General features: G+C 74.5%; 17 protein-coding genes and 1 pseudogene. 14 read left to right on the top strand and 4 right to left on the bottom strand.

All coding sequences use genetic code 11. The annotated features are described in order from the left end of the window. Positions 1-178 precede the first annotated feature (178 nt). From ACF1A5_RS14495 to ACF1A5_RS14485, 3 genes are all read left to right on the top strand, one after another. Complete coding sequence (locus ACF1A5_RS14495) at positions 179-904, top strand: GNAT family N-acetyltransferase (RefSeq protein WP_392193176.1); 726 nt, start codon at positions 179-181, stop codon at positions 902-904. Between the two features lie 218 nt (positions 905-1,122). Next, positions 1,123-1,260, top strand: a complete 138-nt coding sequence (locus ACF1A5_RS14490) for a hypothetical protein (RefSeq protein WP_392193175.1) — start codon at positions 1,123-1,125, stop codon at positions 1,258-1,260. Between the two features lie 153 nt (positions 1,261-1,413). Beyond that, a complete protein-coding gene (locus ACF1A5_RS14485; RefSeq protein ID WP_392193174.1) occupies positions 1,414-1,815 on the top strand; it encodes an SseB family protein in 402 nt (133 codons plus the stop codon). A gap of 64 nt (positions 1,816-1,879) precedes the next feature. Here ACF1A5_RS14485 and ACF1A5_RS14480 read toward each other — a convergent pair whose 3' ends face one another. Continuing rightward, the gene (locus tag ACF1A5_RS14480; RefSeq protein ID WP_392193173.1) at positions 1,880-2,266 is read right to left on the bottom strand and encodes a MarR family winged helix-turn-helix transcriptional regulator; all 387 of its coding nucleotides are present in this window, start codon (positions 2,264-2,266) and stop codon (positions 1,880-1,882) included. Positions 2,267-2,325: 59 nt separating this feature from the next. Beyond that, positions 2,326-2,670, bottom strand: coding sequence for a VOC family protein (locus ACF1A5_RS14475; RefSeq protein WP_392193172.1), 345 nt, complete (start codon positions 2,668-2,670; stop codon positions 2,326-2,328). A 351-nt stretch (positions 2,671-3,021) separates the two neighbouring features. On the opposite strand from ACF1A5_RS14475, the gene ACF1A5_RS14470 reads away from it, so the two are divergent. The 11 genes from ACF1A5_RS14470 (at position 3,022) to ACF1A5_RS14420 (ending at position 13,065) form a co-directional block, all read left to right on the top strand. Further along, positions 3,022-3,309: an ArsR family transcriptional regulator gene (locus tag ACF1A5_RS14470; RefSeq protein WP_392193171.1), complete on the top strand. Its 288-nt coding sequence runs from the start codon at positions 3,022-3,024 to the stop codon at positions 3,307-3,309. Positions 3,310-3,582: 273 nt separating this feature from the next. After that, complete coding sequence (crcB, locus tag ACF1A5_RS14465; RefSeq protein ID WP_392193170.1) at positions 3,583-4,044, top strand: fluoride efflux transporter CrcB; 462 nt, start codon at positions 3,583-3,585, stop codon at positions 4,042-4,044. Further along, on the top strand, positions 4,041-4,421 hold the full coding sequence (locus tag ACF1A5_RS14460) for a DUF190 domain-containing protein (RefSeq protein ID WP_392193169.1): 381 nt from the start codon (positions 4,041-4,043) through the stop codon (positions 4,419-4,421). Before crcB (ACF1A5_RS14465) ends, ACF1A5_RS14460 begins: the two co-directional genes overlap by 4 nt. Continuing rightward, entirely contained in the window at positions 4,418-4,795 is a 378-nt protein-coding gene (gene crcB / locus ACF1A5_RS14455) for a fluoride efflux transporter CrcB (protein ID WP_392193168.1), read from the top strand. The genes ACF1A5_RS14460 and crcB (ACF1A5_RS14455) overlap by 4 nt, the downstream gene beginning before the upstream one ends. Before the next feature lie 71 nt (positions 4,796-4,866). Further along, positions 4,867-5,703 carry an undecaprenyl-diphosphate phosphatase gene (locus tag ACF1A5_RS14450; RefSeq protein ID WP_392193167.1) on the top strand — a complete coding sequence of 279 codons (837 nt, stop codon included), beginning with the start codon at positions 4,867-4,869 and terminating at the stop codon, positions 5,701-5,703. Positions 5,704-5,860: 157 nt separating this feature from the next. Next, the gene (locus ACF1A5_RS14445) at positions 5,861-6,586 is read left to right on the top strand and encodes a FadR/GntR family transcriptional regulator (protein ID WP_392193166.1); all 726 of its coding nucleotides are present in this window, start codon (positions 5,861-5,863) and stop codon (positions 6,584-6,586) included. A 56-nt stretch (positions 6,587-6,642) separates the two neighbouring features. Then, positions 6,643-7,659 carry an asparaginase gene (locus ACF1A5_RS14440; RefSeq protein ID WP_392193483.1) on the top strand — a complete coding sequence of 339 codons (1,017 nt, stop codon included), beginning with the start codon at positions 6,643-6,645 and terminating at the stop codon, positions 7,657-7,659. A 136-nt stretch (positions 7,660-7,795) separates the two neighbouring features. Further along, the gene (locus tag ACF1A5_RS14435) at positions 7,796-8,728 is read left to right on the top strand and encodes a glutaminase (RefSeq protein WP_392193165.1); all 933 of its coding nucleotides are present in this window, start codon (positions 7,796-7,798) and stop codon (positions 8,726-8,728) included. Between the two features lie 107 nt (positions 8,729-8,835). Beyond that, the gene (locus ACF1A5_RS14430; RefSeq protein ID WP_392193164.1) at positions 8,836-10,170 is read left to right on the top strand and encodes a hypothetical protein; all 1,335 of its coding nucleotides are present in this window, start codon (positions 8,836-8,838) and stop codon (positions 10,168-10,170) included. Between the two features lie 148 nt (positions 10,171-10,318). After that, positions 10,319-11,713 carry a polyprenol phosphomannose-dependent alpha 1,6 mannosyltransferase MptB gene (mptB, locus tag ACF1A5_RS14425; RefSeq protein WP_392193163.1) on the top strand — a complete coding sequence of 465 codons (1,395 nt, stop codon included), beginning with the start codon at positions 10,319-10,321 and terminating at the stop codon, positions 11,711-11,713. Then, complete coding sequence (locus tag ACF1A5_RS14420; RefSeq protein ID WP_392193162.1) at positions 11,710-13,065, top strand: glycosyltransferase 87 family protein; 1,356 nt, start codon at positions 11,710-11,712, stop codon at positions 13,063-13,065. The genes mptB and ACF1A5_RS14420 overlap by 4 nt, the downstream gene beginning before the upstream one ends. Before the next feature lie 83 nt (positions 13,066-13,148). Here ACF1A5_RS14420 and ACF1A5_RS14415 read toward each other — a convergent pair. Beyond that, positions 13,149-13,844 (bottom strand): annotated as a pseudogene (locus tag ACF1A5_RS14415) (D-alanyl-D-alanine carboxypeptidase family protein); the annotation flags it as partial. A 267-nt stretch (positions 13,845-14,111) separates the two neighbouring features. After that, complete coding sequence (rho, locus tag ACF1A5_RS14410) at positions 14,112-15,257, bottom strand: transcription termination factor Rho (protein ID WP_392193161.1); 1,146 nt, start codon at positions 15,255-15,257, stop codon at positions 14,112-14,114. Between the last annotated feature and the right edge of the window lie 369 nt (positions 15,258-15,626).

The raw sequence follows: 15,626 nt of genomic DNA, 5'->3' as shown, positions 1-15,626 counted from the left end.
CCCGTCGGAGAGAACCGGGTGGAGGGTCTTGCGCGGGGCGTCATCGGACCGTCTACTGTCCTTCACGTCCCCGTTCCTCGCTCAACGGGATCTCTGACGCACCCTGTACCACCGCCCCGCACCGGGGTTCCGGTGGCGGGCAGTTCCACCCCCCTTTCGCAGAAAGACCGAAGGCCCTGTGCCCGTACCCGTCGTTCTCACCGGCCGTGTGACGCGGCTGGAACCCCTCGCTCCGCACCACGCCGAGGGATTGGCCCGAGCCGGGGCCGAGGACCGCTCCTCCTACGCTTTCACCCCCGTGCCGCACGACCTCGAAGCGGCCCGCGGCTACGTCGACCGCGCCCTCGCCGAGCAGGCGGCCGGCCGGGCACTGCCGTTCGCCGTGCTGCGCGCCGCCGACGGACTGGTCGTCGGCTCCACCCGCTTCCTCGAACTCGACTACTGGCAGGGCCCACTGGTGTGGCCCGCCGCGACCGGCGTCCCGTACGGCGATCCGGTCACCGCCGTGCCGGACGCCGCCGAGATCGGGAACACCTGGCTCGCCCCCTACGCACAGGGCACCGGGATCAACACCGAGGCGAAGCTGCTCATGCTCCGCCATGCCTTCGAGACCTGGCGGGTGCGCCGGATCTCCCTGCGCGCCGACGCCCGCAACCGTCGCTCGTGCACGGCGATCGAACGGCTCGGCGCGACCTGCGAGGGTGTCCGGCGTGCCCACTCCCGCGGCCTGGACGGCGCCGTGCGCAGCACCGCCTTCTACTCGATCCTGGACGACGAGTGGCCCGCCGTCCGCGCCGTCATCGAGCTGCGCCTCGCCGCCGGCTCCCCGGCCGCACCGGTCCGGACGCCGAAGGGCTCCGGCCCGCGGCCGGGCGAACTCGACGGCCGGCTCGTCGGGGTGTGAGCCCGGCTGGATCCACCGCACCCGGGTGACGCCGACCCACCGCACCGGGGTGACGGGGGGCGGGGCACCGGTGGCCCGGCGCGCCGCCTCTCCGCTTCACCCGAACGGCCTACGGGCCCCCGGCCCCGGGCGTGCGCCGTAGCCCGTTCGGACGCAGGCTGGGGTGAACCGGGCTGCCGCAACGCGCAGCTTTGATCACTGCTCCGTCGGGAGGCATCGTGATCGCCCTGGCTCTGCTCGTCCCGGTGGCACTGATGCTGATGCTGTTCGGACTGGACGCGTTGGAAACCCGTCTGCTGCGCCGCCCCGACCCGCCGCAGGACGCGGCCATCCCGGAGCAGTCCGTGCCGGAGTGAGACCGATCTGTGAAGCAACGTTTCACCACTTCACCCCCGCATTCTTCGGGGAGCGACGGTTGCGCCCCGTCCGTTCGGGTACGCGAGCAGAACCGTCCCGCGGGCGATCACGTCCCGGGAGGCCGCACGACCACCGCGACCAGGGGATCTGCCATGGATACACCCGCCAACGACAACACCGCCACGCCCGCTCAGCGAGCGCTGGACGTGCTCGTGGACAACGCCGAGGACGCGGTGGCACTGGACACGCTCGCGAGCAGCGACGTGCTGGTGCCCGTGCCGGACGACGCGAGCGAGGAGGAGGCCACCAATCCCTCCGCCGTGGCGCTGCCGGTTCTCGAGCAGCCGGGTGGGGCGCCGATGGTGCCCGTGTTCACCTCCGAGATGGAGATGACCGAGCTGCTGCCGTTCGTCTCCCGCTACCGGCTGGTGCCCCTGGGGGCCCTGGCCTCCCAGTGGCCGGACGACGACCTGTCGCTCACCATCGACGCCAGTTCCCCGCACGGCCTGACCCTCACTTCGGAGGGGGTGCGCACCCTGCTGGCCCGCCGGTAGGACGGGGCGGACCGGGAGGGAGGTCAACCGGGGACGGGGACGGGGTGGGTCCTCCCGGCCCGGGTCAGCCGCTCAACGTACGGGCCAGTACCGCGCGTTGCAGCGGCAGCACCTCGGTATGCAGGTCACGGCCCTTGCCGGTCAGCGCGACCCACACCCCGCGCCGGTCCTCCGCGCACACCGTCCGCACCACCAGGCCCTCTCTCTCCAGCCGGCCGATGAGGCGGGAGAGCGCGCTCTGGCTCAGGTGGACCCGGCCGACGAGGTTCTGGACGCGGCAGTGGCCGCCCTGACCGGGCGGCGCGGACGCCAGGACGTCCAGCACCTCGAAGTCGCTCGCGCCCAGCCCGTGGGGATGCAGCACCCGGTCGATCTCGCACATCGTGCGGGCGTGCACCGACAGGATGCCCCGCCACCGCTCCTCGAGGGCCTCGGCCGCGTTCGCTCCCATACACCCAATGTTAATGCGCGTGCATCGACATCGGCACGGCCGAGCGGCCTCTCAGAGGCTCAGGCGTCCTGGACGAGGCCGACCAGGTTGCCGTCCGCGTCCTTCACCGAGGCGATCCGCCGCCCGCCCCCCACGTCCTGCACGTCCTGCAGCAGCTCGGCGCCCGCCGCCAGCAGCGCGGGCAGCCGCTCCCGGATGTCGGCGACATGCCAGTAGGGCACCGGTCCCGTCATCCCTTTCGCGTGCCCGTTCGGGTCGAGACCGACGTCCTGGCCGGAGTCCTTGAACCCGACGTAGTAAGGCTCGTCCGCGTACGGTTCCACCTCCAGCAGTGCGCTGAACAGGGCCTTCGCCCGGTCCAGGTCCTTGACGGGGTAGACGATCGTCCTCAGGCCGGCGGTCATGGCCTACTCCTCGGTGAGCTGGGGCCGACGGGGATCCGTCGGACGCGCCCGACGCTTTCGGGCGGTGGCCCCACGCTAGGACGGGGGAGCGCCGGGCGGCTTCTCCGATCCTGACCACGTTCGCGACAGCGTTCCCGATCACGGCCGGGCGCGCCCCCCACCCCCGGGCGCGCACCCCACCCCCGGGCGCGCACCCCGCCCCTGGCGCCGCGCGCCCCGCGCACGCGCCGAACCGGGCGCACCAGGGGCGTTCGGTACCGGACAAGGGACGCCGAGTCCGGGACGTGGCGGGTCCGGCCGCGCGAGAGTGGAAAAAATGGGGACGGGACGCCATCGACGGAGGAGGCGGCGATGCTGAGGACTCCCGCCGGCCAGACACGTCGGGTCATCCTGGAGTGGCTCAAGGACCCGGCCGCCCACTTCCCCCGGCAGCGGCACGGCGACCCCGCCCTCGACGGTGTCACCGAACGGGCCGTCGCCGCCAAGCTCGGCGTGCCCCGCCGGGTCGCCGCGACCCACCTCGCGCTGCTCGCCGACCTCGGCCTGCTGCGTACCCGCCGCATCCGGCGCCGCACCTACTACCGCCGTGACGACATCCGTATCGCGGAAGTGGCCCGGCTGTTCGAGAAGGGGTGGTGAGCGGCCCCGGCACGACCGGCCGGGAGAGCGGGGCCGGCCGCGGCGACGGGTGCCGGCGGCGTGCGGCGGCGGCGTGCGGCGGCGGCGTGCGGCGGCGGACGGGCTCGAAGTTACCCCCTCGCGCCCCCGGCGCTAGTCTGTACCCGGCCGCGATCAGCCCGCGGCGCGGCGGTGGGGCCCGCAGTACCCGAACCGCGGCACCGTCGCCGACGGCGGTCCCTGCTTGCGAAGGCAGCGGCCCCGCATGTCCGGGCGAGTAGGAGACGTACGACCATGACAGCCCCGCGCACCGAGAGCCTCCGGGCCCCCGCGAGCCGCCCCGGGCGGCGGGCCTGGCGTGCCCAGACCCCTGTGGTCGCGGTCGTCGCGCTCGGCGGCGCCGTCGGTGCCACCGCCCGCTACGCGGCCTCGCTGTGCTGGCCGGCACCGCCCGGCGGCTTCCCGTGGGCGACGTTCTGGACCAATGTCACCGGCTGCGCGGTGATCGGCGTGTTCATGGTGGTCATCACCGACGTGTGGGCCGCGCACCGCCTGGTCCGGCCGTTCTTCGGCACCGGCGTGCTCGGCGGCTTCACCACCTTCTCCACGTACGCCGTCGACGTGCAGAAACTGGTCGACTCCGGCCACGCCCGCACCGGGCTGGCCTACCTGGCCGCGACCCTGCTCGCGGCGCTCGCGGCGGTGTGGCTCGCGGTGACGGCGGCCCGCCGCGTCCTGGCCCGGAGGCAGCGATGACGAGACTCACCGGCAGCGCCCTGCGCCTGACCGTGTTCATCGGCGAGAACGACACCTGGCACCACCGGCCCCTCTACTCCGAGATCGTCCACCGGGCCCATGCCGCGGGCCTCGCGGGCGCCAGCGTCTTCCGGGGCGTCGAGGGCTTCGGCGCCTCCTCCCTGATCCACACCTCGCGGCTGCTGTCGATGAGCGAGGACCTGCCGGTGGCGGTCGTGATCGTGGACACCGAGGAGCGGGTGCGGGCGTTCCTGCCGCAGCTGGACGAGCTGGTCGCCGAGGGGCTCGTGACCCTCGACGCGTGCGAGGTCATCCGGTACGCCGGGCGCCCGGGCGGTCCCGCGGAGGCGGGCGGGAAGGGTAAGAAGTCGTTGTGAACTGGCTGCTGGTGGTCGGGGGAGCCATGGTCGGAGCCCCTCTCCGCTATCTCACCGACCGGGCGGTGCAGTCCCGGCACGACTCGGTCTTCCCCTGGGGCACGTTCGTGGTGAACGTCACCGGCTGCCTGGTCCTCGGCCTGCTGACCGGCGCAGTCTCGGCGGGCGCCGCGGGACCCCACCTGCAGCTGCTGCTGGGCACCGGCCTGTGCGGGGCCCTGACGACGTACTCGACCTTCTCGTACGAGACCCTGAGGCTTACCGAGACCGGTGCCGGGCTCTACGCTGCGGCCAACGCCGTCGTGAGCGTGGCGGCGGGCCTCGGCGCCGCGTTCGCCGGGGCGTCCGCCGCCGGCGCTCTGTGGCCCGGATAACCCTGCCTTCATCTCGGCGTAGTAAGACTGTCTACAGCACTGTCGACCAACTCTCCTCAGAACTGGATCCCATGAGCGCCATCTCCGTCGGTCAGGCCGTCGTCCTCGGAGCAGTCGAGGGGGTGACCGAATTCCTCCCCGTGTCCTCCACCGGCCACCTCAAGATCACCGAGGGGCTCATGGGGATTCCCGTCGACGACAACGCGGTCGTCGGGTTCTCGGCCGTCATCCAGGTCGGCGCCATCGCCGCCGTGCTCGTGTACTTCTTCAAGGACATCGTGCGGATCGTCTCCGCCTGGTTCCGCGGGCTGACCAACCGCGAGGAGCGCTACCACCACGACTACAAGTTCGCCTGGTGGGTCATCTACGCGACCATCCCGATCGTCGTGGTGGGCCTGGCCGCCAAGCCCCTCATCGAGGGCCCACTGGCCTCGCTGTGGGTGGTCGCGGGCTCGCTCATCGTCGGCAGCGGCGTGATGTGGGCCGCGGACCAGATGGGCCGCCACAAGCGCGGTGAGGACGACACCTCCTTCAAGGACGCGATGCTGGTCGGCTGCTCGCAGATCCTCGCGCTGCTCTTTCCCGGCTTCTCCCGCTCCGGCGCCACCATGTCCACCGCGCTCGTCCTCGACCTGGACCGGGTCGCCGCCACCCGCCTGTCCTTCTTCCTCGGCATCCCGGCCCTCACCGGCGCCGGCCTGTACGAGCTGAAGGACGCCCTCGGTACGGGTGTGGGCGCCGCCCCGCTGGCCGTCGGCACGATCGTCTCCTTCGTGGTCGCCTACGCCTCCATCGCCTGGCTGCTGAAGTTCGTCGCCAAGCACTCCTTCAACGCCTTCGTCATCTACCGGATCGTGGTCGGCGTGCTGCTCTTCGGTCTGCTGGGCGCGGGCGTGCTCGAGAGCTGAGATCCCCCGGCCCCACCGCGACGGGGTGCGACGCCGGCCGCCGGCGTCGCACCCCGCCGGGTTTTCCGGGGCCGCCCCCCGTGCGCCGGTGCCGGGGGCCGCCCGCCCCTGCGGTCCCGCCTTGACAGTTCCCTCCCGTACGCCGCACCATCGGCCCGTGAACCTGTCAGACAGCCAGACAGGTGGCGGGGTACCGCGACGCGTCAGCGCGATGGAGGCGGTGCTCACCCACCTGCGCACCGCCATCGAGCGCGGCGACTACGCAATCGGCGACAAGCTCCCCTCCGAGGCCGAGCTCTGCCGCACGCTCGAGGTGTCCCGGCCCGTGCTGCGCGAGGCGCTGCGCGCCCTGCAGACCATGGGGCTCACCGTGTCGAGGACCGGAAGGGGCACCTTCGTGGTCGCCGCGACGGCGGACGACCCCACCTTCGGCGACTACGCGGCCAGCGACCTGCTGGAGGTGCGCCGGCACGTCGAGGTGCCCGTCGCGGGCTACGCCGCCGCGCGCCGCACGCCCGAGGACCTCGACCGCCTCACGCACCTGCTGGCCCGCATGGAGAGCGAGACCGACACCACCTCCTGGGTCGCGCTCGACACGCTCTTCCACCTGACCGTCGCCCAGGCCGCCCGGAACCCGGTCTTCCGCCGGGTCATCGAGGAGATCCGGGACGCGCTGGCCCGCCAGTCCGCCTTCCTCAACGAGCTGGGCGGCCGGCGCGACCAGTCGAACCGCGAGCACCGGGCGATCCTCGAGGCACTGGCCGAAGGCAGCGAACACGCGGCCGTGGCGGCCATGTCCCACCACCTCGACCGCGTGGAGACGACCCTCACCGACATCGTGCGCGCGGCGCGCACCCCCCTGGAAGGCAGCACCGAACGTTGAACGAGCACTCCCCGAGGAACGCGCCGGCCCCGGTGGCGGGGGCGGAGGTGCACGCGATCGACGGCACCCCCCTCGCGGAGGCGCCCGCGATCCGTGAACCCCACCACGTCCCGGTCGCCCACCTCATACGCGGCGGGATGATCGAGGGCGTCCACTACGGCTCCGTCGTCGTGCTCGGCGCGGACGGCGAGGTCCGCTGCCGGCTCGGCGACATCGAGGCCGCCTGCTATCCGCGCTCCGCCCTCAAACCCCTCCAGGCCGTCGCCATGCTGCGGGCCGGGCTCCCGCTGGAGGGCGAGCTGCTCTCGCTCGCCGCCGCCAGCCACTCCGGCGAGGAACGCCACCTCGCCGGCGCCCGGCGGATCCTCGAACGGGCCGGCCTGACGGAGGACGACCTGCGCAACGTGCCGGACCTGCCCTACGACCCGGTCGTCCGGGACACCTGGGTACGCCAGGGCCGCCGGCCCTCCCGGCTCGCCCAGAACTGCTCCGGCAAGCACGCGGCCATGCTGTACACCTGTGTGCTGGGCGGCTGGTCCCTGGACGACTACCTCGACCCGGCGCACCCCCTCCAGGGGGCGATCGCCGCGACCGTGGAGGAGCTCACCGGGCAGCGCATCGCCCAGGTCACCGTCGACGGCTGCGGCGCCCCCCTGTTCTCCGTCTCCCTGCACGGCCTGGCCCGCGCCGCAGCCCGCCTCACCACCGCCGCGCCCGGCACCCCCGAGGCCCGGGTGGCGGACGCGATGCGCGAGCATGCCGAGATGGCCTCCGGCTCCGGCCGGGACGTGGCCGCTCTGATGCGGGCCGTGCCCGGACTGCTCGCCAAGGACGGCTTCGAGGGCGTCCAGGTCGCTGCCCTGCCGGACGGCAGGGCGATCGCCGTGAAGATCGCCGACGGCGCGGTCCGGGCCCGCGTCCCGGTCGCCGCCGCCGCACTCGCGCGGGCCGGCGTCGACCCGTCCCTGCTCACCGCGTTCGCGGGCGAACCCCTGCTCGGCGGCGGCCGCCCGGTCGGCCGCGTCCGCCCGGTCCCCGCTCTGGCCCCGGCCCCGCTGACGGCCTGCGCCTGAGTCCCGGTCCACTCGCCCGGGGAGCCGCCCGGCCGGCCACACCCGCTTCCCGGGGACGAGCTCGTCCCTCGCCGGCCCGGGCCCGCGGGGCCCCGCCCCCGCCCGCACCACGCACCGGTACCGACCACAGAGCACAATGGTGATCATGACGTTGTCCCCCTCCTTCCAGCCGGTCCTGGAGCGCATCGCGGAGGAGATCGAGCGGACGCCCGGGCGCGGGCGGCCCGCCGACTACATTCCGGCGCTCGCGGCCCGTGACCCGCGTGCGTTCGGCATGGCCGTCGCGGAGCCGGACGGCACGGTGTACGGCGTGGGGGACTGGCGGGAGCCGTTCTCCGCGCAGTCCGTCACCAAGGTGTTCACCCTGGCGCTCGACCTGGCCCGCGAGGGCGACGAACTCTGGGAGCACGTGGGCCGAGAGCCGTCCGGCAACCCGTTCAACTCCCTGGTGCAGCTGGAGTACGAGAGCGGCATCCCGCGCAACCCCTTCATCAACGCGGGCGCCCTGGTGGTCACCGACCGCCTACAGACCCGTACCGGCGACGCGGCGGGCGAACTGCTCGCCTTCCTGCGCGCCGAGAGCGGCAACCCCGGGCTGGACTTCGACGAGGAGGTCGCCGCCTCCGAGACCACGCACGGGAACCGCAACGCCGCGCTCGCCCACTTCATGGCGTCCTACGGCAACATCGACAACCCGGTGCCGGTCCTGCTCGACCAGTACTTCCGGCAGTGCTCGGTCGCCGCGTCCTGCGCCGACCTGGCCCTCGCCGCCGGTTTCCTGGCCCGGCACGGCACCCGTGCCGACGGCACCCGGCTGCTCACCCGCAGCCAGGCCAAACAGGTCAACGCGGTGATGCTGACGTGCGGGACCTACGACGCGGCGGGCGACTTCGCCTACCGGGTCGGCCTGCCCGGCAAGAGCGGGGTGGGCGGCGGGATCATCGCGGTCGTGCCGGGCCGGTGCACGCTGTGCGTGTGGAGCCCGGGGCTGGACGAGCGGGGCAACTCGGTGGCGGGGGTCGCGGCCCTGGACCGCTTCACCACCCTCACCGGACTGTCGGTTTTCTGAACCGCTCCCGGCTGCCGTCCCGAACCCCCCGGGCTCGGTGCGCGTACGGCGCGCCGGCCCTCGAAAACCCTTTGTCGGCAAGCCGGTTCGTGGTCGAAGATCACCGCATGTTCTCGCGCAGAAACCGCCGTCCGACGTCCCCGGAACTCCTCGAAGCCTGGGAGCGCCTGGACGCAGGCGACGTCCCCGGAGCGCTGCGCCTGCTGCGCTCCGCCGCCGAGTCGCAGCCGCTCGGCGAGGTCGCCCTCGTGGTCGGCCGGGCGGCCGGGGCGGCCGGCTTCGACGACCTGCGGGAGGCCGCCGCGGCCCTGGCCGCGCGGCCGGACGGGGCGCGGGAGCAGTACCGGTTCGGCCACGCGTGCGTCGAGCGCGGCGCAGCGCGTCTGGCGGTCCCCGCGCTGCGCGAGGCCCTGCGCCAGGCACCCGACTCGGCGGCGGTGCTGCACGAACTGGTCACCGCGTACGAGCGCGAGGGCCGCCACCGGGAGGCCGTCGAGGCGCTGACCGCCCACGAGAGCGGCCCCGCCGACTGGACCGGCCGCTACCTGCTGGTCCACAACGCGGTGATGGCGGGCGACCTGGCCCTGGCCCGCCGCCACCGGGCACTGCTGCCGGAGCCGGACGACCCGCGATGGCTGCCCCCGCACCAGCGGCAGGGCCGGATGCTCCAGCGGGCCGACCGCGTCGGGTCCGTGAGCGCGCTGGACCTGACCGACCTGCGCGGATGGCAGTTCGTGATGGGCGGAACGGTGCTCGGCACGCTCTCGCCGTTCGGCTTCGACGCGGGGATGACCGGCCGGTACGCCTGGCTGCAGGACTCCCCGGGCCAGTGCCTGCGCGGACTGCTGCGGCTGAGGGCCGTCCTCGACGCCGCCGGCGCGCGACCGCGCTCGGTGTCCCTGCTGCCCGACCGCGCGAGCCGCATCCTGGGCCTGGCGGCCGCCGAGGTGCTGGACCTGCCGGCGGGGCCCTTCGAACCCGGGCGGCAGGACACCGTCGTCGTCGCGTACGACCTCAACGAGGTGGCGGCGGTGGACGAGGGCCCGGAGATCCTCGCGCGGCTCTTCGAGCGCGCGCCCGGCCAGGTGCTCCACGAGCACGCGAGCAACTGGACCGATCCGCCGGTCGTCACCGCCGACAGCGTCACGCTCCTGCACCAGTCGGTGGTGGCCCCCTGGGAGGGACAATTGCGGCAGGGGGACGACGGCGGCGTCGAGCGGTCGCCCGCCGACGACCGTCCGGCGGAGGAGATCGCGGCGGAGATCGCCGCGGCGCCGGACGGAGCCGACCCGGCGGCGCCGGACGAGGGCGACGAGGGGGCCCCGAAGGACACGGTCGAGGACCTCACCGGCTTCGTGAGCGCGGTCCACAGCGCCTGGCTGCACGGGGACCGGTCGGGCCTCAGGACCTCCGGGCCCGTACCGAGCTCCCGGTTCGCCTGACGGCGGGCGGGCGCCGCCTGCGGCGTCCGGCCGGCCGTGGGCGCCGGCCCGGAGACGATCACGCGCCGGTCATGTGGGAGCCGTCGGCCGGAAGCCGGGTGGTCGCCTTCCGGCCACCGGGCGTCGGCAGGCTGACCGAGTGTTGGCCATGGCTTTTCCCGTCGATCTCCGCCGCTGCCAGGTGCTCGGACTGGCCGGTACCACCTGCCTCGCGCTTGGTGGTGGGACGGCGGGGGCGCTCCCCGTGCGGGACCTGCTCGCGCCGTCCTCGGCCCGCGCCTCCCTGGGCCTGGTCGGGGTGTACTTCGGCATCGTCCTGCTGATCGCCGCCTGGGCGCTGCTGGGGCGGCTGGTGCACGGCCCCCGGCCGCCGACGCCGCGCGCCCTGCTCCTCGTGCTCGCCGTCTGGGCGGCCCCGCTGCTCATCGCGCCGCCGCTGTTCAGCCGGGACGTGTACAGCTACCTGGCGCAGGGCGCGATGGTCGACGCCCACATGGACGTCCACGCGTACGGCCCCGCCCGGCTCGGCGGCCCCCTGGCCGACGAGGTCGCCCCCCTCTGGCGGCACACCGGCGCCCCGTACGGCCCGGTGTTCCTCGCCGCCGCTTCCGTGCTGTCCGGCCTGACCCGGGGGCAGGTGCCCGCCGGACTCCTCGGCATGCGCCTGCTCGCTCTGCTCGGGGTCGCGCTGATGGCCGCCGCGCTGCCCCGGCTGGCCCGGCACAGCGGCGCCGACCCCTCCGCCGCGCTGTGGCTGGGCGCCCTCAATCCGCTGGTGCTGCTGCACCTGGTGACCGGTGCCCACAACGACGCGATCATGCTCGGGCTGCTGGGCGCCGGACTGGTCGCCGCGGTCGGCCGCCGCCCGGTCCTGGGCGCCGTGCTCGTCACACTGGCCGCCCTGGTCAAGGCGCCCGCCGTGCTCGGTCTCGCCGCGGTCGTGGCGCTGCGGCTGCTCGCCGGCCACCACCCGGCGCGGGCGGTTCTCACGACCACGGCCGCGGCCGCCGCCACCACCGTCGCAGCCACGGCCGCCGCGGGCACCGGCTACGGCTGGATACGGGCCCTGGACACGCCGGTGTCCCCGCGGAACTGGGCGCTCACCAGCCTGCTCGGCCGGGCCACCGGCGCGCTGCTGACCCGGCTCGGCAGCGGCCTCGCCCCACTGGCGGTCCCCGCCTGGCACCTGCTGGGACTCGTGGCCACCGCGGCCGCCGTCGTCGTCATCTGGGCGCGGCTGCGCCCCCGCCCCCTCTACGCCCTCGGCCTCAGCCTGACGGCGGTGGCCGCGCTCGGCCCGGCGATCCGCCCCTGGTACGCCCTGTGGGGCCTGTTCCTCATCGCCGCCGCCGCGCCCAGCACCCCGGTGGGCCACCGGACCGCCACCGCCACCGCCGTACTCGCGCTCGCCGTCCTGCCCGGTGGCGGCCCGGCCGACGCCGGACAGCTGGTCCTCGCGGTGTGCGGCGGCGCGCTCGGCGTGGTCGTCCTCTGGCAGGCCCACCAGGCGGCCCTGGCCCCGGCCCTGGGACGTACCGCATGAGCGGACCGCACACCGCCCGCCGCCCGCTGGGCCGGGCACTCGCCGTTCTCGCGCTGGCCGCCGCCGTCACCGTCTTCACGGCCACCGTGCCGCTGCTGCGCGACTGGTTCGACCTGAGGGTCTACTACGGCACCGTCGACAGCTGGGTCCACCACGGCGGCCGGATCTACGACTACCGGGTGCCGGGGACGGCGTACGGCTTCACCTACCCGCCGTTCGCGGCCGTCTGCATGCTGCCGATGGCGCTCGTCGGATGGGACACCGCCGTCGCCGTCACGCTGCTGCTGAACCTGGCGGCCCTGGCCGTGGTGCTCCATGTCCTGGCCGGTCCCGGTCGGCTGCGCCCCGGCTGGTTCCGCGTGGCGACGGCCGTGTGCCTGCTGGCGCTGTTCGAACCGCTGCGGGACACCTTCAGCTTCGGCCAGGTCAACGTTCTGCTCTTGGCGCTGGTGCTGACCGACGCCCTTGCGCTGTCCACCGGACGCGGCCGCTGGGCCGGCGTCGGCACCGGCCTGGCCGCCGCCATCAAGCTCACGCCCGCGCTCTTCATCTGCCTGCTGCTGGTGGCGAGACGGTGGCGGGCCACGGGCGTCGCCACCGCGGTCGCCGCCGGAGCGACCGCCCTGGCCGCCGTGGCGGACCCGGACGCCTCGCGGGTCTACTGGACCGGGGCGCTGTGGGACACGAGCCGGGTCGGGCGTCTCGCCTACGTCTCCAACCAGTCGGCGCAGGGCGTCCTGGCCCGGCTCGGCGAGACCGGCCGCCCGGTGTGGGCGGCGGCGGTCGCATTGCTGCTGGCCCTCTGGGCGTGGCGGGCGCGGCGAGCGGTGGCGGCGGGCGACTGGCCGGCCGCGTTCGCCCTCACCGGGGCGGCCGCCTGCCTGGTCAGCCCGGTCACCTGGGTGCACCACCTGGTGTGGCTGTTGCCGGCGCTGGCCGTCCTGCTGCGCGCGGGCCGGGTCCGGACCGCGGCCGCCCTGTACGCCGTGCTGTGCAGCAGCGTGGTCTGGCTGTGGGTCGACGACGCCTCCGGTCCGGACGGCTTCCTCGGCGGCAACGCGTACGCCTGGATCGCGCTCGGCCTGCTGCTCGGCCTGCCGGCCGGTCAGCCGCGCGTGCCCCTGCGGGCCCTGGCCCGCAGGGCCAGCAGCACGCCCCCGGCGCCCAGCCCGGCCGCGCCCGCGATCGTCCCGGTCAGCGGCCAGTCCGGCGTGTCCCCGGCGGCCGCCGCGGCCGGGGCGACGACCGAGGGCCCGTGCGCGACGGGGCGCATCCCGTCGAGCGAACCGACCGGATCGACCCGGTCGGCGGCGGCGAACCCCCAGTCGAGCAGCTCGCGCGCCTCCTCGTAGACGGCGAGGCCGCCGCCCTCCTGAGGGTTCATCACGGTCACGACGAAGGTGCGCCCGCCCTGCCGGGCCGCCGCGACGAGGGTGTTGCCCGCGTGGCTGGTGTAGCCGTTCTTGATGCCGATCAGACCCGGATAGGGCACCACCCCGTTCGCGCCGGTCAGCAGCCGGTTGGTGTTCGCGATCTCGTACGTGCCCCCGTCGCCGGGGAAGGCGGCCTGCGCGGTGGAGCAGTAGCGGGCGAAGTCCGCGTTGCGCAGCCCGGCCCGTCCGAACACGGCCAGGTCGTACGCCGAGGACACCTGCCCGTCGGCGTCGTAGCCGTCCGGTGAGAGGACGTGGGTGTCGAGCGCGCCCAGGGCCCGGGCCTTGGCCTGCATCTGCCGCGCCGTGTGGTGCCAGCCGCCGTTGAGCGCGGCGAGCACGTGCACGGCGTCGTTGCCGGAGTTGAGGAACACTCCGCGCCACAGGTCGGACACCCGGTAGGTGTGGCCCTCGGTGACCCCGACCAGGCTGCTGCCCTCGCCGATGCCGCGCAGGTCCTCCGAGCTGACGGTGTGCCGGACGTCGGCCGGGAGGGTGGGCAGTACGGTGAGCGCGAACAGTGTCTTCAGGGTGCTCGCGGGCGGCAGCCTGCGGTGCGCGTCGTGCGCGGCGAGCACCTCGCCGGTGCGCGCGTCCGACACCAGCCAGGACAGCGCCGTGACCTCCGGGAGTTCGGGGGCGCCTGCACGGAGCCGGACATGGGTCCCGGAGCGCTCCAGCAGGGCGGGGGCGGGCATGGCCGCCCGGGACCGCCCCGGTGGGCCGGGGTCCGCCCCGCCGCCGCCCGCCGCCGCGACCGGGGAGGCGAGTGCCAGAGCGCCCGCCGCACACAGAGCGCAGGTCGCCACGGCAGTCCGGGAAAGGATTCCGATCGTCATACCGCCAACGTAGGAAGTCATCGGCGGTACGGGGCTGCTGCCGAGGGCCGAACGGGGGGCGCGGGCACCCGGATGCGCTAGCGGACGCTCCGCGGGGCCCGCGGCTGAGGCGGCACCGGTGCCGGGTCAGCCGGTGGGCAGGGTCGGCTGGATCCGCTGCAGGAACGTGGCGTTGTCGGGGGTGGCGCGCAGCCGCTCCAGGAGGGTTTCCAGGTTGGCCTGGCCGTCGCGGGACTGCAGCGCGCGGCGCAGCCCCTGCGTGGTGGCCAACTCGGCGGGGGACAGGAGGAGTTCCTCGCGGCGGGTGCCGGAGGGGTTGATGTCCACGGCCGGGAAGAGCCGGCGTGAGGCGAGTTCGCGGTTCAGCCGGAGCTCCAGGTTGCCGGTCCCCTTCAGCTCCTCGAAGAAGAAGTCGTCGGCCCGGGAGCCGGTCTCCACCAGCGCGGTGGCGAGGATGGTGAGCGAGCCGCCCTCCTCGGCCAGGCGGGCGGCGCCGAAGAGCCGCTTGGGGCCCTGCAGCGCGGCCGCGTCGACACCGCCGCTGAGGGTGCGGCCGCCCGCCGCGGCCGCGTTGTTGTGGGCCCGGCACAGCCGGGTCAGGGAGTCGAGGAGGACGACGACGTCCTCGCCCGCCTCGACGAGCCGCTTGGCCCGCTCGACGACGAGTTCGGCGAGCGCGATGTGCTGCTTGGGCGCCCGGTCGAAGGTGGAGGCGTACACCTCGCCGCGCACGGAGCGCCGCATGTCGGTGACTTCCTCGGGGCGCTCGTCGAGCAGCACCACCATGAGGTGGCACTCGGGGTGGTTCCCGGCCACCGCGGCGGCGATCTGCTGGAGCAGCACCGTCTTGCCCGTCTTGGGCGGTGCGACGATCAGCCCGCGCTGCCCCTTGCCGACGGGCGCGATCAGGTCGGCCACCCGCCCGGCCAGGCCGGCGGCGGGGTGTTCGAGGCGGATCCGCTCCCGCGGGTGCAGCGGAGTCAGGTCGTGGAAGTGGCGGCGGCCGCGCAGCTCGCCAGGGGTGTGCCCGTTCACGGCCGCGACCTCGGTGAGGGCGCCACGGCCGTCGCGCACGCCTCCGACCAGATCGCCCCTGCGCAGGCCGTGGCGCCGGATCAGCGCGGGGGAGACCTGCGGGTCGGACGGGGCGGGCAGGCAGTCCCCGGGACGCAGCCGGCCCTTGCCGCTCGCGTCGATGTCCAGGACACCGGTGACGGGCTGCACGGCCGGAGGCCGCTGTCGTACGGGGGGATGTTCGAGTGTGGTGGTCATGGGCGGTCCTTTCACGGACGGTGAACGGGGGACGTGCGGGGGAGGGGGAGAAGCCGCGGGCGGGAGGCGCGGGACACGGGCCTCCGGCGGCGGGGAACACCACCTGAGTGCGGAAGACCGCCGGGGGCGGCGGGATGACGTCGCTCAGGGACGGGGAGAAGAAGCCGATGGTGCCGACACGAGCGGCGGAACGGCTCGGCGAACTCGCAGAAGATCACACCGGCGCCCACGACAGGGCGTGCACGGGTGCTGACCGCACTGTAGCACCGGGAACGCCGGTGGGGGAACGATCCGCTTTCGAGAGGGTCAACGTCAGGACGGCCGCTTTGATTCCGCCGACCCGGACGGGAAGGGAGGAACCGTCCGGCA

Source organism: Streptomyces sp. NPDC014864, assembly GCF_043081525.1.
Lineage (GTDB): Bacteria > Actinomycetota > Actinomycetes > Streptomycetales > Streptomycetaceae > Streptomyces.
The sequence above is the reverse complement of the archived record's forward strand: the minus strand, read 5'-3'. Positions and strand labels throughout refer to the sequence as shown.